The sequence below is a fragment of the Aeromonas ichthyocola genome, assembly GCF_046087985.1.
Classification (GTDB): Bacteria; Pseudomonadota; Gammaproteobacteria; order Enterobacterales; family Aeromonadaceae; genus Aeromonas; species Aeromonas rivipollensis.
In genome coordinates, this window is record NZ_JBJSWH010000002.1 from 497,676 (window position 1) to 517,508 (window position 19,833).

14 protein-coding genes and 3 pseudogenes are annotated in these 19,833 nt (G+C 62.7%); 6 read left to right on the forward strand and 11 right to left on the reverse strand.

Annotation, left to right across the window (positions count from 1 at the left end; all coding sequences use genetic code 11):
• Nucleotides 1–5 precede the first annotated feature (5 nt).
• The 3 genes and pseudogenes from ACF2JD_RS07000 to ACF2JD_RS07010 all read left to right on the forward strand — a co-directional run bounded on the left by ACF2JD_RS07000 (nucleotide 6) and on the right by ACF2JD_RS07010 (nucleotide 2,814).
• Nucleotides 6–1,034, forward strand: coding sequence for a DUF2955 domain-containing protein (locus ACF2JD_RS07000; RefSeq protein ID WP_247627039.1), 1,029 nt, complete (start codon nucleotides 6–8; stop codon nucleotides 1,032–1,034).
• 487 nt (nucleotides 1,035–1,521) lie between these two features.
• Nucleotides 1,522–1,935 carry a beta-1,6-N-acetylglucosaminyltransferase gene (locus ACF2JD_RS07005; RefSeq protein WP_440987075.1) on the forward strand — a complete coding sequence of 138 codons (414 nt, stop codon included), beginning with the start codon at nucleotides 1,522–1,524 and terminating at the stop codon, nucleotides 1,933–1,935.
• A 514-nt stretch (nucleotides 1,936–2,449) separates the two neighbouring features.
• Nucleotides 2,450–2,814, forward strand: a pseudogene (locus tag ACF2JD_RS07010) (MliC family protein).
• An 83-nt stretch (nucleotides 2,815–2,897) separates the two neighbouring features.
• Here ACF2JD_RS07010 and ACF2JD_RS07015 read toward each other — a convergent pair.
• From ACF2JD_RS07015 to nrdD, 4 genes are all read right to left on the reverse strand, one after another.
• On the reverse strand, nucleotides 2,898–3,116 hold the full coding sequence (locus ACF2JD_RS07015) for a hypothetical protein (RefSeq protein WP_440987076.1): 219 nt from the start codon (nucleotides 3,114–3,116) through the stop codon (nucleotides 2,898–2,900).
• Nucleotides 3,117–3,440: 324 nt separating this feature from the next.
• A complete protein-coding gene (locus ACF2JD_RS07020; RefSeq protein WP_042074281.1) occupies nucleotides 3,441–3,611 on the reverse strand; it encodes a YqaE/Pmp3 family membrane protein in 171 nt (56 codons plus the stop codon).
• A gap of 89 nt (nucleotides 3,612–3,700) precedes the next feature.
• The gene (gene nrdG / locus ACF2JD_RS07025) at nucleotides 3,701–4,183 is read right to left on the reverse strand and encodes an anaerobic ribonucleoside-triphosphate reductase-activating protein (RefSeq protein ID WP_440987077.1); all 483 of its coding nucleotides are present in this window, start codon (nucleotides 4,181–4,183) and stop codon (nucleotides 3,701–3,703) included.
• Nucleotides 4,184–4,319: 136 nt separating this feature from the next.
• Nucleotides 4,320–6,437, reverse strand: a complete 2,118-nt coding sequence (nrdD, locus tag ACF2JD_RS07030; RefSeq protein ID WP_440987078.1) for an anaerobic ribonucleoside-triphosphate reductase — start codon at nucleotides 6,435–6,437, stop codon at nucleotides 4,320–4,322.
• 432 nt (nucleotides 6,438–6,869) lie between these two features.
• Between nrdD and ACF2JD_RS07035 the strand changes: the two genes are divergently transcribed.
• Complete coding sequence (locus ACF2JD_RS07035) at nucleotides 6,870–7,844, forward strand: ABC transporter substrate-binding protein (RefSeq protein WP_440987213.1); 975 nt, start codon at nucleotides 6,870–6,872, stop codon at nucleotides 7,842–7,844.
• Between the two features lie 59 nt (nucleotides 7,845–7,903).
• On the opposite strand, the gene ligA is transcribed toward ACF2JD_RS07035, so the two are convergent.
• The 3 genes from ligA to ACF2JD_RS07050 form a co-directional block, all read right to left on the reverse strand.
• Complete coding sequence (gene ligA / locus ACF2JD_RS07040; RefSeq protein WP_440987079.1) at nucleotides 7,904–9,910, reverse strand: NAD-dependent DNA ligase LigA; 2,007 nt, start codon at nucleotides 9,908–9,910, stop codon at nucleotides 7,904–7,906.
• Between the two features lie 99 nt (nucleotides 9,911–10,009).
• Entirely contained in the window at nucleotides 10,010–11,137 is a 1,128-nt protein-coding gene (gene zipA / locus ACF2JD_RS07045; protein WP_440987080.1) for a cell division protein ZipA, read from the reverse strand.
• Nucleotides 11,138–11,152: 15 nt separating this feature from the next.
• The gene (locus ACF2JD_RS07050; RefSeq protein ID WP_440987081.1) at nucleotides 11,153–14,527 is read right to left on the reverse strand and encodes an AAA family ATPase; all 3,375 of its coding nucleotides are present in this window, start codon (nucleotides 14,525–14,527) and stop codon (nucleotides 11,153–11,155) included.
• A gap of 110 nt (nucleotides 14,528–14,637) precedes the next feature.
• Between ACF2JD_RS07050 and cysZ the strand changes: the two genes are divergently transcribed.
• Both cysZ and ACF2JD_RS07060 read left to right on the forward strand, forming a co-directional pair.
• Nucleotides 14,638–15,402, forward strand: coding sequence for a sulfate transporter CysZ (gene cysZ / locus ACF2JD_RS07055; RefSeq protein WP_234676441.1), 765 nt, complete (start codon nucleotides 14,638–14,640; stop codon nucleotides 15,400–15,402).
• Between the two features lie 134 nt (nucleotides 15,403–15,536).
• Nucleotides 15,537–16,151, forward strand: a complete 615-nt coding sequence (locus ACF2JD_RS07060) for a trimeric intracellular cation channel family protein (protein WP_025327872.1) — start codon at nucleotides 15,537–15,539, stop codon at nucleotides 16,149–16,151.
• A gap of 93 nt (nucleotides 16,152–16,244) precedes the next feature.
• Here the strand turns inward: ACF2JD_RS07060 and ACF2JD_RS07065 are convergent, their stop codons facing one another.
• The 4 genes and pseudogenes from ACF2JD_RS07065 to ACF2JD_RS07080 all read right to left on the reverse strand — a co-directional run bounded on the left by ACF2JD_RS07065 (nucleotide 16,245) and on the right by ACF2JD_RS07080 (nucleotide 19,588).
• On the reverse strand, nucleotides 16,245–16,496 hold the full coding sequence (locus ACF2JD_RS07065) for a DUF3862 domain-containing protein (RefSeq protein WP_106886101.1): 252 nt from the start codon (nucleotides 16,494–16,496) through the stop codon (nucleotides 16,245–16,247).
• A 61-nt stretch (nucleotides 16,497–16,557) separates the two neighbouring features.
• Nucleotides 16,558–17,103: a DUF882 domain-containing protein gene (locus ACF2JD_RS07070; protein WP_440987082.1), complete on the reverse strand. Its 546-nt coding sequence runs from the start codon at nucleotides 17,101–17,103 to the stop codon at nucleotides 16,558–16,560.
• Nucleotides 17,104–17,251: 148 nt separating this feature from the next.
• Nucleotides 17,252–18,734, reverse strand: a pseudogene (locus ACF2JD_RS07075) (L,D-transpeptidase family protein).
• Between the two features lie 22 nt (nucleotides 18,735–18,756).
• Nucleotides 18,757–19,588 (reverse strand): annotated as a pseudogene (locus tag ACF2JD_RS07080) (substrate-binding periplasmic protein).
• Nucleotides 19,589–19,833: the final 245 nt, after the last annotated feature.

Genomic DNA, 19,833 nt, shown 5'->3' on the forward strand with positions numbered 1-19,833 from the left:
CGACCATGAACCTGTGGCACAGACCCCTCACCGCCAACGAGCTGCGCCAGTGTCTGCGCATCGCCTTCGGCTGCACCCTGGGGTTTGTACTGTGCAAGATCTTCGGCTGGAGCAACGGGGTCTTCTTCACCGTCACCCCGGTATTGCTGCTCGGCATGATCCCGGTGATGAACGGCCACGCCGCCCGCCAGCTTATCGCCTCCGCCGCCATGTGCGGGCTGGAGGTCGGCCTGCTGGGCGGCCTGTTCGGCAGTCATCCCGGGCTGATGACCCCCCTGGTCTTTTTGCTGTTCCTCTACCGTTTCGCCGCCATGTCCCGGGGCAGCCTCTTCCTGTTTGGCGCCAACGGCGTGCTCAGCCTCAGCATCATGCTGCACTTTGCCAGCTACCCCGGAACCGATCTGAACGATCTCATCTTCAGCAACCTCTGGGCCAGCATACTGTCGGTGCTCATCGCCTACCTGATGACGGCCCTGATCCCGGATGTGGAGCCGCGGCCCGCCCCCGCACCCTCTCCCAAGGCCCCCCACCGGATGCGCCACGAGGCCCTGCTCGGTGCCAGCATCGCCACCCTGTCGTTCCTGGTATTCCAGCTGTTCGATCTGCGCGACTCCATGTCCGCCCAGGCGACCACACTGCTGGTGCTCTTCCCCATGCACTGGGACGGGGCCCTGAGCTATGCCCGCAAGCGCGCCATGGGCACATTGCTGGGGGTGAGTTTCGGCATCCTGGGGCAGCTGGTGCTCTATGACTGGTCTGGTCTGCTGCTGCTGGTGACCCCCCTGCTCTGGCTCGGCGCCATGCTGTTCAGCCATGCCCATGTGAAGGAGGCGAGCGGCTCCGGGGTCGGCTTCGGCGCCCTCACCACCCTCGGCATACTGTTTGGTCAGTACCTGACCCCGGGCAACGATCTGGTGTTTAGCGCCCTCTACCGGGTCAGCAGCATCCTGTTCGCCATCGTCGCCACCCTGCTGGCCTGTTATCTCATCCACCGTCTGCTCAACCGTTTCGAGGCAACCCGCTTCGGTTATTGATCCCCTTTCCAATGGCCAAGGATGTGCTGTCTTTCGCCCCGCAACCCTGCGGGGCGTTTTTTTGTGACAAAGGTGCTGGCCTGCGAGACTGAGGTGAATATGGAGAGCAGATCTTGGCTCCATTGAGTGACGATTTTGCAGCGCAGGCGATAAATGCCGAACCTGGCCGGAACCGTGCTACTGTGGCCCCTCACTCACCGGCCGATTGCGCTCTGCACCTGATGACAGGCTTGTCATGCAAAAGAGTCGCCAGCCAGGGCAGCCCTTGCCCACCTCTCACCCTCAACCTGATGTCGCCAGACCCGCTGTATTGACCCGATGCCATAAGGCGCATCCCTCCCTGTCGCAGCCGGCTCTCACTGTTGTTATCTGCATCCACCCGTTTTTTCTGCGACAGCGGCCAGACCACGAGAACCGGCATCAAGCCTGCGGCCTGAGGCTGTGTTCTGGTTGGCGCCGCCCTGCCGCCCACACAGGACACATAGACATGATTGCCTACCTCATTCTGGTTCATCGCTATCCCGATCAGTTCAAGCGCCTGTTCAAGGCGATTTACCACCACAGCAACCACTACCTGATCCACGTGGACAAGCGCTCTGGCCCCGAGCTGCAGCAGGAGATAGCCGACTTTCTGACCGATTACCCCAACGCCGCCATGCTGCCCAGCAAGAATGCGCTCTGGGGCGGTTACAGCCTGGTGGATGCGGAGCTGCGCGGCATAGCGGCGTTGCTGGAGCACCATCACCGAGGAGAACCGCTGAGCGCCCAGGACTTCCGCTGCGCACCAGGCCCATGTTCACAGCTTCTTGCGCGACCACAGCGGCATTTCCTCAAAGTGCTCCGCGAACCGCGCCGGGATCTGCACCGCTCACCTCGCTGGAACAGAAGACGGTGGGCATGATCTGTGAACACCTACCCCACCGACTTCATGGAAAACCCCAGGATCACCCGCATTGGCAACCAGGCCATGATCCGACGCCCAGATCATCGAGATGCTGGTGCACAGGCCGGGTCGACTACATCCTGATGAACGAGATGCCGGGTTCTTCCAGACGGTGATCAGCAAAAACAGCTAGCGGGAAGGTGGTCAAGGTGGACAAGCGGGCCATCGACGGCTTCTGGGAGACATCAAGCTAAGGCCGCGCCCATCCCCAGGGCGAGGCAATGGCCAAGCGCCCTGCTGCAAAGCGATCATCTGGGCTGCAGTTCGATGAGACCATCGACAGCCAGATCCTCGGCATTACGAGGCGCTGGTGCGCGCCTTCGAGGCCAGACTCGGCCTGCATCGAGCCGCGGCCTGCGCTTCTTTTGACGCCCATGGACGCATATCGACGCAGACGCCGGGTCGAGGCGCATTGCGCCCCTTTGGCAAGCTGTTAGTCTCATGCCCGGATGACACCGATGGAGACTGCAACATGAAAGCAAGCCAACCTTCGGCTGCTGGGCATGGGGGGGCGAGCCTGACCCTGCTGAGCGGCTGCGAACGCGGCGCCGGCACCCTGAGCGTGACCGGTGGCGAGCCGGTCACCTATCTGTGCGAGCAGGGCAAGAAGGTGCAGGTGCGCTACTTCTCCCTCTCCGACGAGAGCCTGAACTTTATCAAGCTGTCACTGCCCGATGGCAAGGATTACACCCTGCCCCAGGCCGTCTCGGCCTCCGGTGCCCGCTATACGGACGAACATGAGGCCGTCTGGTGGAACAAGGGGATGAGGGCTTTGTCGAGATGCGCGACAAGGATGGCGAGTGGCAGACCGCCTACAACGACTGCAAACAGCAATAAACGTGACCCCGGCCTGGCCGGGGTCTCTCTTTCGCTGGCATCAGAGTGATGGGGGATCCACTTCAATCTCGTGTCGAAGCCCATCACCTCGACCGGAATGGCATCCGGGTTGCCCTCTGCCGGGCTATAGCGGATCCGCGAGAGGGTCGCCAGCGCGCTCTGCTCCAGCTCGCCGGGGGCTCGGCCGCCACCACTTCCGGCTTGACCGGCGTGCCGCTGGAGTCGATTTGATAGCGCACTTCCACATACCCCTTGACCGGTTTGGCCGGCAGGGCGCGGCTCGTCACCGGTTGCCAAGCCATGACCACTGCTTCTCCTGAACCCAGTAGCTGGACAAGCTGCTCGGAGGATCCGATCGGGCGGCTCGTGCGCCACCTCCTGACGGGATGAGCACCCCAGCAACAGTGTCACTGCCAGACCTGACCATACTGCGACTTTCCACTTCATGTAACACTCCTTGTTCTGTGCCGGTGCTTGTTGCCGGCTGCAGGGGGCAGTGTCAACCGCGGCCCATTGGTCAGTCACCCATCCTAACGAAAAAGTATTCGTATGAACATGAACAAAAGGGCCAACCCCGAGAGGTTGGCCCTTTTATCGTCAATAAGCTCACTAACCATCCGCTGGCATCAGCCGCGCTTGTCGCTCACCACCAGCCAGAGCGCATGCACCATGCCGGGCAGGCCGCCCAGCAGGGTCAGCACTATGTTGATGAAGAAGTGCAGGCTTAAGCCCACCTGGATAAAGGCACAGACCGGCGGCAGGAAGATGGCCAGCAGGATCTTGAGCAGATTGTTCATCTCAGGGTTCCTCATGAAAGATGTCATGGATTGGATGGGCTAACCATAAACATCCCGGGCTTCAACTGCAAACCAGACAGGGAATTCGCTCACCCCTGCTCACGCCAGGCGTCGAGGTCGTGGATGATCTGGTTGCTGCTGCCGCGCCAGAGCAGGCCGGGGTCGGCCAGCTCCTTCTCGAACTTGCCATCCACCAGCACATTCAGTAAGCAAACCAGCTCGCGCTGGGCCGGGCTGAGCTCGCCAAGCAGATAGCCGGTCCAGCACCAGATGTCCTTGCCGGGGCACTCTGCCCGCACCCGCTGCACCAGCGCCAGCACCTGGGGGACGTTGGCCGGGTGGAGCGGATCGCCGCCCGAGAGCGACAGACCCCGCCGTTTGATGCGCGTGTCGTTGAGGTCGCCAATGATGCGATCGCTCATCGCCTCATCAAACGGCTTGCCCCCATCGAGCCGCCAGGTGCTCTGGTTGTAGCAACCCGGACACTGGTGCTCGCAGCCCGACACGAACAGGGTGGCCCGGGTGCCGGGGCCATTGATCACATCGACCGGATAATATTGGTGATAGTGCATCGCTTGTTTCCTGCCTCCTTCATGGGGAAGGCGGCATGGTCACATAGGCATGCCGATAGAAAAATTGGGTGCCCTTCATGCCAAGTATCCAATGAAAATGGCCCCTTGACAGGGGCCAGCTGCTTCATCGCCGCACTTACATATGCTTAACCCGGCGCTTCACTTCTTCCTGCTTGCCCGCATTGAAGGGGCGCGCATCCGGGCTGCCGAGGTAGCCGCAGACACGGCGGGTCACCGACACCTTGGCCGGATCGTGGTTGCCGCAGCGCGGGCAGGTAAAGCCCTTGGAGGTACACTCGAACTCGCCGGTGAAGCCGCAGTCGTAGCACTCGTCGATGGGGGTGTTGGTGCCGTAGTAGGGCACCTTGTCATAGCTGTAGTCCCAGACGTTCTCGAGCGCTTCCAGATTGTGCTGGATGTTGGGGTACTCGCCGTAGCAGATGAAGCCGCCGCTGGCGATGGGCGGATAGGGCGCCTCGAAGTCCAGCTTGTCGTAGGGGTTCACCTGCTTCTCCACATCGAGGTGGAAGCTGTTGGTGTAGTAACCCTTGTCGGTCACCCCGGCCACCACGCCGAACTCCTTGGCGTCGATGCGGCAGAAGCGGGTGCAGAGGTTCTCGCTCGGGGTGGAGTAGAGGCTGAAGCCGTAGCCTGTCTCTTCCTTCCACTCGTCGGTGGCCGCCTTGAGCCGCGCTATGATGGCGATGGCCTTCTCCCGCAGCACATCGCTATCGAACAGATGAGTCTGCGTGCCGAACAGGGCGTTGATGGTCTCGTGCACCCCGATATAGCCCAAGGAAATGGAAGCGCGGCCATTTTTAAAGATCTCGCTGACGTTGTCGTCCGCTTTCAGCCGCACACCGCAGGCCCCTTCCATATAGAGGATGGGGGCGACCCGCGCCTTGACGCCATCCAGTCGCTCGATGCGGTACATCAGCGCCTGCTTGGCCACGCGCAGGGCCGCATCCAGCTTGTCCCAGAAATCCGCCTCGTCACGGGATTTGAGGGCAATGCGCGGCAGGTTGAGGCTCACCACCCCTATGTTGTTGCGCCCTTCATGAATGAGCTCGCCATTCTCCTCATAAGCGCCGAGGAAGGAGCGGCAGCCCATGGGGGTCTTGAAGGAGCCGGTCACCTTCACTACCTGGTCATGGTTGAGTATGTCCGGGTACATCCGCTTGGAGGCGCACTCCAGCGCCAGCTGCTTGATGTCGTAGTTGGGATCCCCCGGCCTGTGGTTGAGGCCATCCTTGATGGCGAACACCAGTTTCGGGAAGACGGCTGTCTTCTTGTTCTTGCCAAGGCCAGCGATGCGGTTGCCGAGGATGGCCCCCTGGATCATCCGCGACTCCCAGCTGTCGCCCAGGCCGAAGCCGAAAGTGACGAAGGGGGTCTGGCCGTTGGCGGTGTGCAGGGTGTTGACCTCGTACTCCAGGGACTGGAAGGCGTCGTAGCACTCCTTCTCGGTGCGGGCCATGGCGTAGGCGTCCACATCGGCAATACCCCACTCCTCGGCCACTTCCTTGTGTTTCTGCCAGCTGATGGTCACATAGGGGGCCAGCACCTCGTCGATGCGGTTGATGGTGGTGCCGCCATAGATGTGGCTCGCCACCTGGGCGATGATCTGGGCGGTGACGGCGGTGGCTGTGCTGATGGATTTGGGGGTATCAATCTCCGCATTGCCCATCTTGAAGCCGTGGGTCAGCATCCCCTGCAAGTCGATCAGCATGCAGTTGAACATGGGGAAGAAGGGGGAGTAGTCGAGATCGTGGAAGTGCAGATCGCCGCTCTCGTGGGCCTGCACCACCTCGCGGGGCAGCATGTGGCTGATGGCGTAGTGCTTGGCGACTATGCCCGCCAGCAGGTCGCGCTGGGTCGGGATCACCTTGGAGTCCTTGTTGGCGTTCTCGTTGAGCAGGGCCGCGTTGGTCTGCTCCACCAGGCCACGGATCTCCTGGGCCAGCCGGCCGCGGGCCTCGCGTGCCTGATCCCGGTCGTGACGGTATTCGATGTAGGCACGGGCGATGGCCTTGTCGTCGGAAGCCATCAGGTGGTTCTCGACCCGGTTCTGGATCTCGTGGATATCCACCTCACCCCGCCCTTCCAGCTCCTGACTGACCGCGCTTGAGATACGCTCGGCCAGCGCCGGATTGGCCTGATTGACCGCTTCCGCCGCCCGGCTCACTGCCTCGGCGATCAGCTGGCCATTGAATGGTGCGCGACATCCATCACGTTTGATCACTACCGGTTTCATCGATTTTCCCCGCATTAAAGGCCTGGCAGCCACCCTGGGCTCACCCTTGTTGAGTCCCCTTCTCCACACCCTAGCCCCGGCGCACATGCATTCAGCCGAGGCGTGAGAGGCCAGGGCTGACGCTGAGAGAGAGACGACTTATGCACAGCTTGATAACACTATATATGGGCATTTTTTTTATGCTGACCCCTATATGTGGTAGCTATTAGGCCCCAAAGCGATTGCCCGTTTCTTGATCCAGAACAGGTTTTGGAAGGAGTGGCGCAGTTCACAACCAGCGCCAAAAGAGGCTATTCCTGTGCATCCCAGACGGGGTGCGGGCTGGCGCCCGATGAGGGGTGCCAAGAAAGAATGGCACCATCTGACAACAATTGACTAAGGCATCAAGGAGCCGGAACGCACATAATGGGTGCAGTGTCCTGCCAATGGAAGATGAACGTGACCAAGGTGTTGCTCCTGCTAGCCCTTTTCCCGCTCCAGTTGATGGCCGCCGAGATCCTGGTGATCAGCAGCTACCATCAGGCCAATCTGTGGGATCAAAGCTACAGCGCCGGCCTGAAGAAGCACCTCAAGGGCGAGCATCACATCAGCCACTTCTACCTGGATACCAAGCGTCAACCTCACCAGACCCGGGAGCAGCTCGTCAGCCAGGGGATGGCGGCCTATCAGGCGCGCAAACCGGCCCTGGTGGTGCTCGGCGATGACAACGCCATCAACGCCCTCGCCCGCCCCATCGCCGCTCTGGGCACCCCTGTGGTGTTTCTCGGCATGAACGAAAACCCGCGCCACAAGGGGCTGGTCGGCCATCCCCAGATCACAGGCGTGCTGGAGCGGCCCCTGCTCAAGCGCAACATCAGCGAGATGAGCCAGCTGATGGGGGGGCTGGGCAAGGCGCTGGTGCTATTCGATGCGAGCGGGGTGTCGCGCACCGCCATAGAGGATGAGTTCACGACCCCCGACGAGCAGCGGGTCGGCCAGACCAGGGTCAACAACCAGCAGATCGATGACTACCGGCGCTGGCAGGAGGTGGTGCTCGCCAGTCGGCAGAACGGCTATGAAGCTATCTTCCTCGGCCTCTATCACACCCTCACGGACGAGCAGGGGCTCCATGTGAGCGAGCAGCAGGTGCTGGCCTGGACCAGCGCCAACAGCCCTGTGCCCCTGTTTGGTTTCTGGGAGTTTGCGGTGGGGCCGCACCGCACCATAGGCGGCCTGGTGCTCGACGGCCACACCCAGGGGGAGAAGGCGGCCGAGCTGGCCAATGCCATACTGGCGGGCACGGCGCCACAGGCTCTTTCACCCCGCGCCGCCCAGCGTGGCGAATACCTGTTCAGCAAGAGCGAGCTGGCACGCTGGCAGCTTGAGGCGCCATCAAGATGGCAGGGGCGGGTGACCTATGTCGACTGAGCCCGAAAACGACAGACCCGGCCATCTGGCCGGGTCTGTTTTATTGTGTGCCTGCCGACTCAGGGCTGGATCGCCGCCTGCAACTCGGCTTCGGTCCAGACGGTGATGCCGAGCTCCTGCGCCTTGGCAAGCTTGGAGCCGGCGGCTTCCCCTGCCACCAGCACATCGGTCTTGGCCGACACCGAGCCCGCCACCTTGGCCCCCAGGGCCTGCAGCGCCGCCTTGGCATCGTTGCGCGACAAGGTGGTGAGGGTACCGGTCAGCACGAAGGTCTTGCCGGCGAAGGGCTGATCGCTTGCCTCCTTCTTCTCGATGGCCGGCCAGTGGATACCGGCCGCCAGCAGGGCCTCCAGCACTTCGATGTTGTGGGGCTGGCGCAGGAAGTAGTAAACATGCTTGGCCACTATGTCGCCCACATCAGCCACCTCGAGCAACTGCTCCACCGAGGCTGCACGCAGGGCTTCCAGGGTGAGGAAGTGGTTGGCGAGATTGAGGGCGGTCGCCTCCCCCACCTCGCGAATGCCCAAGGCAAACAGGAAGCGGGGCAAGGTGGTGCTGCGGGCCTTGTCGATGGCAGCCACCAGATTGAGGGCAGATTTTTGCCCCATCCGCTCGAGACCGGCCAGCTGGATGGCGTTGAGGCTGAACAGATCCGCCGGTGTCTTCACCAGCCCCTTGTCCACCAGCTGCTCCACTATCTTGTCACCGAGGCCATCCACGTCCATGGCGCGGCGTGCGGCGAAGTGCTTGATCGCCTCCTTGCGCTGGGCCTCGCAGAAGAGGCCGCCGGAGCAACGGGTCACCGCCTCCCCATCCAGCCGCTCCACCGCCGAGCCGCACACAGGACACTGGGTGGGGAAGAGGATCGCGCGAGCATCCGCGGGGCGCTGGGCCTCTACCACGGCCACTATCTGCGGGATCACGTCCCCCGCCCGGCGCACTATCACGGTGTCGCCGATCATGACGCCGAGCCGTTCAATCTCGTCGGCATTGTGCAGGGTGGCGTTGGAAACGGTGACGCCGCCGACAAACACCGGTTTGAGCTTGGCTACCGGGGTCACGGCGCCGGTGCGGCCGACCTGGAATTCGACATTCTCCAGCAGGGTCATCTCCTCTTCTGCCGGGAACTTGTGGGCCGTGGCCCAGCGCGGGGCCCGGGCCACGAAGCCCAGCTCCTGTTGCAGCCCTATGTCGTCCACCTTGTAGACAACGCCATCGATCTCGTAGGGCAGCTCGCTGCGGCGGGCCAGGATGTCGTCGTGGAAGGCCTGGCAGCCGGCAGCCCCCTCCTTGAGCTTCACCTCGGGACTGAGCGGCAGCCCCCAGGCGTTGAGCTGAGTGAGGCGACGATAGTGGGAGTTCCCCAGCTCGTCGCCGCCTACGCCCACGCCATAGGCGTAGAAACTCAGGGGACGGCTGGCGGTGATGCGGGAATCGAGCTGGCGCAGGCTGCCGGCGGCGGCGTTGCGCGGGTTGACGAACACCTTCTCCCCTGCCGCCAGCGCCTTGGCATTCATCGCCTCGAAACCGGCCTTGGGCATGAAGACCTCCCCCCTCACCTCTAAACGGGCGGGCCAGCCCGAGCCCCGCAGGACGAGCGGAATGGCCTTGATGGTGCGCACGTTCTCGGTGATCTCCTCCCCCGTGGTGCCATCCCCCCGGGTGGCCGCCTGCACCAGCTGGCCGTCCACATAGAGCAGGCTGACCGCCAGACCATCCAGCTTGGGCTCGCAGCAGAAGGTGAAGTTCAGCTCGCGCTTGAGGCGATCGCGCATGCGCTGCTCGAAGGCCTGCAGCTCTTCGTCACTGAAGACGTTGTCCAGGCTCAGCATGGGGATCTCGTGGCGCACCTGGCTGAAGGCCGAGAGCGGCTGGCCGCCGACCCGCACGCTGGGGGAGGCCGGGGTTTTCAGCTCGGGGTGCTCGGCCTCCAGCGCAATCAGCTCGCGCATCAGGCGATCGTATTCGGCGTCCGGCACAGTGGGGTTATCCAGCACATAGTACTGATGACCATATTCGGTAAGCAGTTCACACAATTGACGGTGGCGGGAGAGGATGTCGCTCATGAAGAAGTCTCGAAGTGTGATGGAACAATCAGTCTGGGGCAGAAATGAAAATGCGGCACCGGGGTACCGCACTTTTCATTGCTGAGGCCCCACGGCGCATCAGTCGCGGCTGGCCTCGTAGGCCGCCAGCTCATGGCGATAACGGGCAATGTCGTCGTCGCTCAGCGGGCTGCGCGAGGCATCGGTCAGCATGGCATCGAGATCGCTCGCCAGCTGATCCGCCGCCTGCAACATGTGCTCGAACGCAAAGGCCGCGTTGCTGCGCAGGGGCAGTTGCATGAAGAGGGACACACCCGGGGTGCTGAACTGCTCCATGCGATAGGGGTTGAAGGTACCCGGCTTGACCATGTTGATCATGGAGAAGAGCACCTCACCCTTGCCGTTGAGATCTTCATGGCGGTGGAAGATGTCCATCTCGCCAAACTTGAAGCCCAGCGCCAGCAGGGAGGAGAGCAGGGTAGCCCCTTGCAGATCGTGGCCAGGACGGGCCATCAGGTTGATGACATAGACGTCCTGCCAGATCTTCTCGACCGGCGGCAGCTCCTGGACGGGCTCGGCCACCTGGACCGGCTCTTCGTAGGCGGGCTCGTCATCATAATCGGGCTCTTCATACGCAGACACGGGCTGGGCATAGCGGACTTGCTGCTGCGGCGCGGGCTCGCGGGCACCGAAGGTCGGCGCCTGGGCGTAGGCCGGCTCCACCAGCGGCTCGTCATCCAGTGGCTGCATCATGGGTTCGCGCTGGGGGCGGGAGCGGTGCACCGGGGTACGGCGGATCACCTGGGCAGGCTTGCGTACCGGCGCGGCAGGCACCTCTTCGACAGGCTCGGCGCTCGGCTCCTCATACTCGTCTTCTTCTTCATAGACGGGCGGCGGCGTCACCGGACGAGGGGCTGGCTTGCGAACCACGGGCGGCGGCAGCTCGTCATCCTCGTCGTCATCGAAGGCGGGCACTGTGGCGGCACGGCGGGGTTCCGGCTGATGGGCCTCGTCGCTGCGCAGCTTGGGCTCGGCACGACGGCCACCGCTGACCACGCGCACCTGGCCAATGCCATCGCTGTCAAACGCATCGCTGTCACGATCCCGTGACTTGGACTCCATCCGACCCAGGGGTTTTTCCTTGATCGGTGCCTGACGGTTCTTTCTGTTGCTCCACAACCCGTGAATGAGCAATGCCGCGATGGCAATACCGCCCAGGGCAACCAAGATGTAACGCAATTCCTGCATTAGCTGCTTCTCTTTCTAGTTTTGCTCAGCCAAAGCGACGGCTTCACCGATGTCAACCGACACGATGCGAGAAACCCCGGGCTCTTGCATCGTGACGCCTATCAGCTGCTCGGCCATCTCCATGGAGACCTTATTATGACTGATGTAAACGAACTGTACTGTGCTCGACATCTCTTTGACAAGAGAACAGAAGCGACCCACGTTCACTTCATCGAGCGGTGCATCCACCTCATCCAGCAGACAGAAGGGTGCTGGATTGAGTCTGAAGATGGCAAAAACCAGCGCAAGGGCGGTTAGCGCCTTCTCCCCCCCGGAAAGCAGGGCAATGGTAGCATTCTTCTTGCCCGGAGGTCTTGCCATGATGCTCACTCCGGCTTCCAAAAGATCGTCCGAGGTCAGCTCAAGCCAGGCACTCCCCCCCCCGAACACTTTCGGGAACAGGGATTTTAAATCTTCGTTGACCTTATCGAAAGTGTCGCGGAAGCGTATTTGTGTTTCTTTATCAATTCTTTTAATGGCTTGGCTCAAGGTTTCCAGCGCCTGCTCCAGATCCTGGCACTGGTTTTCCAGGTAGCTGGCGCGGGTTTTCGCCTCTTCATACTCCTCCAGCGCCGCCAGGTTGATGGCGCCAAGTGCCTCCACCTGTGTCTCCAGGGTCTGGATCTCCTGGCGCAACTTGCCGCGATCGGCGGCGATCAGCACGGCCTGATCGAGATCCACCAGGCGCACCCCCAGCTCTTCGAACTGCTCGTGCAGCCCCTGGCGCCGGGTCAGGTTGCGCTCCCGCTCCAGTCTGAGCTGAGCCAGCTTCTCCTGCAGGGTCACCAGCTGCTTGTGGTCGGCGCTTCTGGCCTGCTCCAGCTCGGTCAGCTGACGCTCCAGCTCGGCGAGCCGCTGATGGCAGGCCAGCTGCTGCGCCTCCAGGTTGCGTTGCTCCGCCAGCAGGGGCGAGATGTCCTGCACTGCCTGGGCGTCCGGCCCCTTGAGCTCGGCCAGTTCCAGCCCGAGCCGGGCCAGCTCCTGCTCGCGCAGGGCGATGAGCTGCGCCAGATTTTGCTGCGCCAGTTGCCAGCGCTGGCAGTTTGCCTGCTGCTGCTCCCGGCGCGCACGCGCCTCCTCCAGCGCCCGCTCGGCACTCGTGACCCCTTCCTGGGCCAGCAAGAGTGCCTCCGCAAGGGGCTCTCCCTGCTCCTGCAGTTCGGCAAGGTGCGCCTCTTCCAACTCGAGCCGCTGCTGGGCCGCAGCCAGTCGCTCGGCCTCCTCTGCCTGCTCCTTGTCCAGCCGGATCAACTCTTCCCCAAGCTGGCCGAGGCGCAGCAGCCGCTCCTGACGCTGACCCTGCTGCAGGCTCCAGGCTTCCCGCAGTTGCTGCCATTGCTGCTCCTGCTCGCGCAGGGTGCGCTGGCTCGCCTCAAAGGCGCTGTGCAAATGGGCACGATCGGCATCTGCTGCCTTCAACTGGGCATCCAGCTGAACCAGCGCCTGCTCCCCTGCGGTCAGTTCGGTGTGTAACCGCTCACGTTCACCGAGCAGCGCCAGGGTGCCGAGGGCGCCCCCCTGGCCGAGATCGGCCCAGTTCGGGCCAAACCACTCCCCCGCCGGGGTCAGCACAGACTCACCGGCCAAGAGGGATGACTGGCGGGCAAGCGCCGCCTCCCTGTCATCGGCCAGCCAGATGACGTTGAGGAAGGCGGGGATGTGATCCCCCTCGAGCCGGGCCGCCAGGGTGCCGGGCACCGCAGGATGAGCCGGGCCTATCCAGAGCCCGCCCTGCTCGAGGTTGCATTGGTCCCCCGGCTGGGCGGTGAGCCAGCGCCCGAGCACCTTGTCCAGCGCCTGGGCCCACTCGGGGGCGACCTGCAACCGATCCGCCAGGGTGGCGCCCAGCATCTGCTCCCCCAGCATCTGATTAAGAGTGGTGAGGCGGGCGCCGAGCTCGCGCAGCAGGCCGCCCTGCCGATCCCGCTCTCCCTTGAGAGCCTCGTGGCTGGCCACGCTGGCCTGCCATTGCGCCTCCAGCTCCCCGTGGCGGGCCCGGGAGAGCGCCAGCTCGGCCGACAGGGCATCCAGCGCGGGTTGCAGGCTCTCACCTTCCCCGCCGAGGGGGCCAGCCTGTTCATCCGCCAGCTTGAGTCGCGCCAGCCGGGTCTTGGCCTGCAGCTCCTGCAGGCCATTCACCTGGGTGCGGGTCTGGTTGAGCCTGCCCTGTGCCTGGCCGAGCTGCTGCTGCCACTGCTGCTGGCGTTGGCGGGCCAGCTCCAGCCGCTCGCCGGCCGCGAGGCGAACGGCCTGCTGGTCGGCGAGTAACTGCTCACACTGCTCGAGGCGCGCCGACTCCACCTCTCCCTGGAGGACGCCCTCGGTCAGCTGTTCCTGCTGGCTCCCTAGCTCCCCCCTGATGGCCTCGATGCGCTCGCCGAGGGCTTGACGCCGCACTTGCCAGTCGCGACCGAGCTCGGTCTGGTGCAGCTGCTGTTGCTCGAGACGGGCGATGGCCTGGCCGCCGAGGAAGATCTGCTGCTGGCGACTCGCCTGCTCGGCCTGGGCCTCCTGGCGGGCCACCGACAGGGTGACGTGGCGCCCCTCATCCTGGGTACGCTTGGCATCGAGGGCCGCCAGCGCCTGCTCGGCCTGGGCCAGCTCGCTCTTGGCTTCGCCAAGGCGAGTCTCCAGCGCCCACAGCTCGGAGCCGATGAGCTCGGCCCTTGCGGCGCGCGAACGCCCCTTGAGCTGCTTGTAGCGCTCGGCGGTTTCGGCCTGGGATTTGAGGTGCTCGAGGCGGGAGCCCAGCTCGCCACGAATGTCGCCGAGGCGCTCCAGGTTCTCCTGGGTGTGGCGGATGCGCTGCTCCGTCTCCCGGCGCCGCTCCTTGTAGCGGGAGACCCCCGCCGCCTCCTCCATGAAGAGCTTGAGGTCCGCCGGGCGCGACTCCACCAGCCGGCTGACGGTGCCCTGCTCTATGATGGCGTAGCTGCGCGGACCCAGGCCGGTGCCGAGGAAGAGATCGGTCACGTCCTTTCGGCGGCACTTCTGGCCGTTGATCTGGTAGTGGTTGGAGCCGTCCCGCAGCACCTCGCGGCGCACCGAGATCTCGGTATAACGGCCAAATTCACCGGGCACCCGGTTGTGGGGATTGTCGAACACCAGCTCCACCGAGGCACGGCCATGGGGGCTGCGGTTGATGGAGCCGTTGAAGATGACGTCCGTCATGTTCTCGCCGCGCAGGTGGCGGGCCGAGCTCTCCCCCAGCACCCAGCGCACCGCATCGATGACGTTGGATTTGCCACAGCCGTTGGGGCCCACCACGGCGGTCATGTCGGCCGACAGTTCGATGCGGGTCGGCTCGACGAACGACTTGAAGCCGGCGAGTTTGATCAGTTTCAGACGCATGGCGGCCTATGTGGGTAGCGAAATAAAGAGGAGGCGGGCAGGCGACTTTACCAAATTGGAGGCTTGTTTGTAATATGCTGGCACCCTACCCCTTCATTGATGGATCTCAGATGAGCCAATCTCCTCACATGGTCAAAGATTCGGTCAGCGGTGCAGACTACTTCCTGCGCGGCTTCTCCCTCATCCGCCAGCCGGGCATCCGCACCTTCGTGCTGATCCCCTTGCTGGTCAACTTCGTGCTGTTCGCCGGCGCCTTCTATGCCCTGTTGCTGCAACTCGACGGCCTGTTCGCCTGGCTGCACCAGCAGATCCCGGCCTGGCTCTCCTGGCTCGACTACCTGCTGTGGCCCATCGCCCTCATCACCATACTGGTGGTGTTCTCCTTCATCTTCAGCTCGGTGATCAACTGGATAGCGGCCCCCTTCAACGGCCTGCTGGCGGAGAAGGTGGAGCAGATCCTCACCGGCGAGGCGGTGAGCGACACCGGCATGCTGGACGTGGTCAAGGACGTGCCGCGCACCTTCAGCCGGGAGTGGACCAAGCTGAAGTACTACCTGCCCAAGGCCATCGGCTGCCTGATCCTGTTCCTCATTCCCGTGGTGGGCCAGACCCTGGCCCCTGTGCTCTGGTTCCTGTTCAGCGCCTGGATGATGGCGATCCAGTATGTGGACTATCCGTTCGACAACCACAAGATCGACTTCATCACCATGCGCGATGCCTTGAAGCAGCGCCGCGGCAAGTGCCTGAGCTTCGGTGCCCTGGTCACCCTCTTCTCCGCCATTCCCGTGGTCAATCTGTTTGTGATGCCGGTCGCCATCTGTGGCGCCACCGCCATGTGGGTGGATCAGTATCGCAGCGAACAGCTACGCCGCTGAGCCACGCAGTCATAACCAAAAACGGGGGCATAGGCCCCCTTTTCATTACTTAATCTAATGCAAAGGTGAGAGTGCTTGTCGTGCCAGACCAGGCTTGTTAGGATGCGGGCCTTTCTCGCACCCTGGGATAACTCATGTTACATGCACTCTTCTTGCTCGGCCTGGTGGCCGAAGGGATGACTGGCGCGCTGGCGGCGGGCCGGCGGCGGATGGATCTGTTTGGTGTCGTCATCATCGCCTCGGCGACGGCCATAGGGGGAGGCACCATCCGGGATGTGCTGCTGGGCCACTATCCCCTGCTCTGGGTGGAGCACCCTGAATACGTGGTGCTGGTAGCCGGGGCTGCCATGGTGGGAGTCATCTCTGCCCCGCTGATGCGCTATCTCGGCAAGCTGTTCCTGGCGCTCGATGCCCTGGGGCTGGTGGTCTTCTCCATCTTTGGCGCCGCCCGGGCGCTCGAGATGGGACACGGGGCCGGCATCGCCTGCATCATGGCGGTGGTGACAGGCGTCTTTGGCGGTGTGCTGCGGGATCTCCTGTGCCAGCGCATCCCGCTGGTGTTCAAGCGCGAGCTCTACGCCGCCGTCTCCCTGGTGACGGCCGCCCTCTACTGCTTCGCACTGGATCAGGGCCTGCCCAATGACTGGGCCGCCTTCGGGGCCATCGGCATCGGCTTCGTGCTGCGGCTGCTGGCGGTGCGCTTCAAGTGGGGACTCCCCACCTTCAATTACCAGTACGCCACCCATTGAGCGCGCCAGTTTCTGGCCAGATTGGCTGGATTGCGCGCAACAAAAAAGCGCCGGATGGCGCTTTTTTGTTGCTGATGACAGTGAAAAACTGACTCAGTTGATCCCTTCCGAACTGAAGAAGGTGGCCTTGTCGGCGATGAAACGGATCTTGATGTTCTTGCCGTCCCCACCCCAGACACAGCTGGTGGTGCCGAGCGCATCGTCGCAACGCTCCGCCTTGCCCAAGATGGCGCTCGCCTCGGCATAGGTGATCCCCATCTTCAGCTTGTCGTAGTTTTCCCGGTTCAGCTTGCTGCACCCGGTCAGCAGCAGGGCGATCAGCCCGCCAAGCAAAATATGCTTCATCTGTCTCTCCTCTGGATAGTGTCCAGAGCCTAGCAGCTCGGGGCCTCCCTGTGCCAACCCGTTACCAGCTCCGTACCGGCCCGGTATCGAGGTGGACGAAGTTGTCGGAGGGGTAGTAACCCACGCCGCCGACCTTGAGGTTCAGGGCCGCCTTGCGCAGGTGCGCCAGCTGCACGCCGGGGATGCGCACATCCACCGCCTGCCCCAGGGTGTGGTAGCTGTGTTTGGCGACCCCACGGCTGCGCTGGCGCTTCTGGCGATTGGTGGCCGGGGAGCGATAGCCCGAGATGAGCTGAATTTCCCCCTTGCGGCCCAGCTTGTGCTGCAGCAGAAACAGTTGATCGAACAGCTTCCTGTCGATGTTGAACACTTCGTTGCGGCGATAGTCGCGGAAGATATGGTTGAGCTCCGCCAGGCCATCGTTCAGATAACGGCCATTCTCCCAATAGCTGGCGTTGACCCGCTCGCCGGTATTGAGGTTGAAGAAGCTGAGTTCACGCCCTGTCGTGCTGCGGCTCGCCGAGGCCGGGAACGACAGCAGGCTGGCCCCCATCAGGCAACCGGCCCCCAGCAGCAGACGGCGTCGGCTTATCTCTTGTTCCAGCATCCGTTGTCCGTCCATTCCAGAGTGATGTAACAGTGGTGAATGAAAATGATACAGAGGCCGAAACTACCCGCCCGTAAAAGTCATGTCAAACCGCAAGCGCCCATGAAAAAGCCCGGCATGAGCCGGGCTCTTCACTCTGTGGCGGGGATCACAGCAAGCGGCTCTGGAAGCTCACTCGATCGAATCCGTAAATGTCATTGCGCAGTTGCTGGCGCCCCTCTTCGTCGATCCAGCTGCTCCAGTAGACGGTGAAGACAGGGATAGGGGTGGTCAACGGCAGCCACTTGGTCTGGGTCTCTTTCAATATGCTGGCGACCTTGTCCGGCTGATAGCGGGAGTCGGCGAGCAGCAGCTCGGCCAGATCGTCCGCGTGCTCGACCCGGATGCAGCCGGAGCTGAAGGCGCGCGCCCCCTGCTCGAACAAGGCCTTGCGCGGCGTCGAGTGCAGGTAGATGGCGTCATTGTTCGGCAGATAGAACTTGTAGCGCCCCAGGGCATTGTGATCCCCCGGCTTTTGCCGCAACCGGTAAGGGAAGCCGGACGCCAGCGCATGGTGCCAGCCATCTTCGCTGAACTGCACCGGGTTGCCCTCGCCGTCGATCACCTCGAACTGCTCGCGATCCAGATAGGCGGGATCCCGACCCAGCTTGGGCAGAATGTCCTTGCTCAGGATGGAGCGCGGCACATGCCAGGCGGGGTTGAGCACTATGGAACGAATTTCGCTCGCGAGTATGGGAGTGGCCCGCTGCTCCTTGCCGACGATGACCCGACTGATGAAGACCTCGCTGCCGGACTCCACCACGCTCAGGCGGTAATCCGGGATGTTGACCAGCACGTAGCGACCGGCGAGGTGATCCACCAGATCCCGGCGCCACAGGTTGCGCAGCAGCAGGCTGGCACGCACTTGCGGCCCGGTATTGAGCCAGGAGCGGGTCTGGCGACCTATGATGCCGTCTGCGGTCAGGCCGTGGCGGCGCTGGAACTGCTTGATGGCCTGCTCGGTGTCCGCGTCGTAGATCAGGTGGCGTGTATGGCTCGGCGCACTGTCGCCCAGCTCGTTGAGGATGGCGCGGATCTGGGCGAAGTTCGGGGAGCTCTCTCCGGCCCGCAGGGTCGGCATGGTCAGGGTCGGCCACTTGCTGGCCATGGGCATCGCCAGCAGCTTGCGCACTTCCTCGCGCACCGCGTCATATTCCGCGACCTGAGGTCTGAGCTGATTTGACCTGCTCCAGCAGGTTGTCGCCGGCCGGCTCGTGGGCCACCACGGCTTGCTCAAATTGAGCTTGAGGGTCTGCATCTGCTCGCGAGAGACCAGATCCATGGCCCGCCAGGCCTGCTGGAAACGGGCCAGCTTGCAAACGCCTCGTCATAGAGGGCGCCACGCTGATCCGCCGGCTTGGCCTGCAGCTTCTTCCAGAGCGTGAAAAAATCCGGGTGCAGCTGGGCCAGCACGGCCTCTTGCAGCTGCAGTTCCAGCTCACGCCTGGCCTGCTCTGCGGTGCTGTTCTGATACCAGTCATGCTGCATCGCACTGGCCACCACCACCTGGCCCTCGCTGGCCTGTACTATGGCCGCCGGCCACATCCCAGCCAGATCAGGTTTGCCAATGCCAGCCAATACTTCTTCCCCATGCTTACCTCAAATCGGTTCACTTCAGCCTGTCAGGACCCGGCGGTCAAGGCGCTCATGATGCGTGAATGCCCGCGACTTTGCTAGCGCCCGGGGCGCATAACGTTGCCAGATAATGTCATACTCATCTGTTGCTTTAAATTCGCGGTTAACGCCTGATTAAATTGTTGCAAGAACTCCGGTGACAAGCTGCGTTTGCTCAACATGAAGAAGGTCGGCGATTCATACACCACCATGGGGTGATATGAGATTGACCACTCTGCCCCTCCTTCCTTCAGCCCGCTGGGTGTCGCCAACATGTCACCGAGAAAGCCGTCGATGCGCCCCCAGCACCAGCTTGCCATAGTTTTGCTTGTCATTGACCTCGCTCACCTGTTTCGCATAACGGCGAGCAGTGCCATCACCTCATCACCATAAAAGTACTCCTTGGTGATGCCCAGGGTATGACCGCTGGCCAGCCAGCTCGCCAGATCCGGCTCGGAGTAGTTGCTGTCCTTGCGGACCCAGAACACTGCGTACCCGGGATTGTAGGCGTCGGAAAACCAGGCATAACGAGCGCGCTCCTCGTTGATGTTCGCCTCCATCGCCATGTCTATTTCGCCGTACTCCATCTCGTGCAGTACCCGCTTCCAGGGCAGCTCCACATAGCTGGCCTTGCACCCATGGAAGAGAGCACGGCGTGAGCACTTCGACGGCAAAACCGCGCACCTGTTGCCCGGCCGTCGTGCCTGGCGTAATAGTGATAGGGGGGCCAGTTATTGTCAAAACCGACCCGCAAGGGCGAGGGACACAGACTGTTTGCCGAGGCCAGCGGCGCCAGCAACAGCACAGCAGAGAGTTCCACTTCATGGGTCATCCTTGACGTGATACGCCATCATAAATCGGCCCCAGGCAAAATGGCGATAGAGGGCACAGCGATGGCATGCCTAAAAAATGGCACAGCAAAACGGTGATGCTTGCCAATCTACTTGTGTGAAATGCCCCCGGATGCGGTCACTGGCGCCTCGCCAACGCTGTATATTGGAAAAACTGCGCTATTTGGCACAAGGGCAAAAGGGGTTAATATGTGAGCAAATTTATTTTTGTGATCCACTATGCTTT

What these genes read in the sequence shown, in the direction of transcription:
- ACF2JD_RS07000 (WP_247627039.1), top strand. Translation starts at nt 6, where the DNA reads ATGAACCTGTGGCACAGACCCCTCACCGCCAACGAGCTGCGCCAGTGT.
- ACF2JD_RS07005 (WP_440987075.1), top strand. Translation starts at nt 1,522, where the DNA reads ATGATTGCCTACCTCATTCTGGTTCATCGCTATCCCGATCAGTTCAAG.
- ACF2JD_RS07015 (WP_440987076.1), bottom strand. Translation starts at nt 3,116, where the DNA reads ATGGCTTGGCAACCGGTGACGAGCCGCGCCCTGCCGGCCAAACCGGTC.
- ACF2JD_RS07020 (WP_042074281.1), bottom strand. Translation starts at nt 3,611, where the DNA reads ATGAACAATCTGCTCAAGATCCTGCTGGCCATCTTCCTGCCGCCGGTC.
- nrdG (WP_440987077.1), bottom strand. Translation starts at nt 4,183, where the DNA reads ATGCACTATCACCAATATTATCCGGTCGATGTGATCAATGGCCCCGGC.
- nrdD (WP_440987078.1), bottom strand. Translation starts at nt 6,437, where the DNA reads ATGAAACCGGTAGTGATCAAACGTGATGGATGTCGCGCACCATTCAAT.
- ACF2JD_RS07035 (WP_440987213.1), top strand. Translation starts at nt 6,870, where the DNA reads ATGAACGTGACCAAGGTGTTGCTCCTGCTAGCCCTTTTCCCGCTCCAG.
- ligA (WP_440987079.1), bottom strand. Translation starts at nt 9,910, where the DNA reads ATGAGCGACATCCTCTCCCGCCACCGTCAATTGTGTGAACTGCTTACC.
- zipA (WP_440987080.1), bottom strand. Translation starts at nt 11,137, where the DNA reads ATGCAGGAATTGCGTTACATCTTGGTTGCCCTGGGCGGTATTGCCATC.
- ACF2JD_RS07050 (WP_440987081.1), bottom strand. Translation starts at nt 14,527, where the DNA reads ATGCGTCTGAAACTGATCAAACTCGCCGGCTTCAAGTCGTTCGTCGAG.
- cysZ (WP_234676441.1), top strand. Translation starts at nt 14,638, where the DNA reads ATGAGCCAATCTCCTCACATGGTCAAAGATTCGGTCAGCGGTGCAGAC.
- ACF2JD_RS07060 (WP_025327872.1), top strand. Translation starts at nt 15,537, where the DNA reads ATGTTACATGCACTCTTCTTGCTCGGCCTGGTGGCCGAAGGGATGACT.
- ACF2JD_RS07065 (WP_106886101.1), bottom strand. Translation starts at nt 16,496, where the DNA reads ATGAAGCATATTTTGCTTGGCGGGCTGATCGCCCTGCTGCTGACCGGG.
- ACF2JD_RS07070 (WP_440987082.1), bottom strand. Translation starts at nt 17,103, where the DNA reads ATGCTGGAACAAGAGATAAGCCGACGCCGTCTGCTGCTGGGGGCCGGT.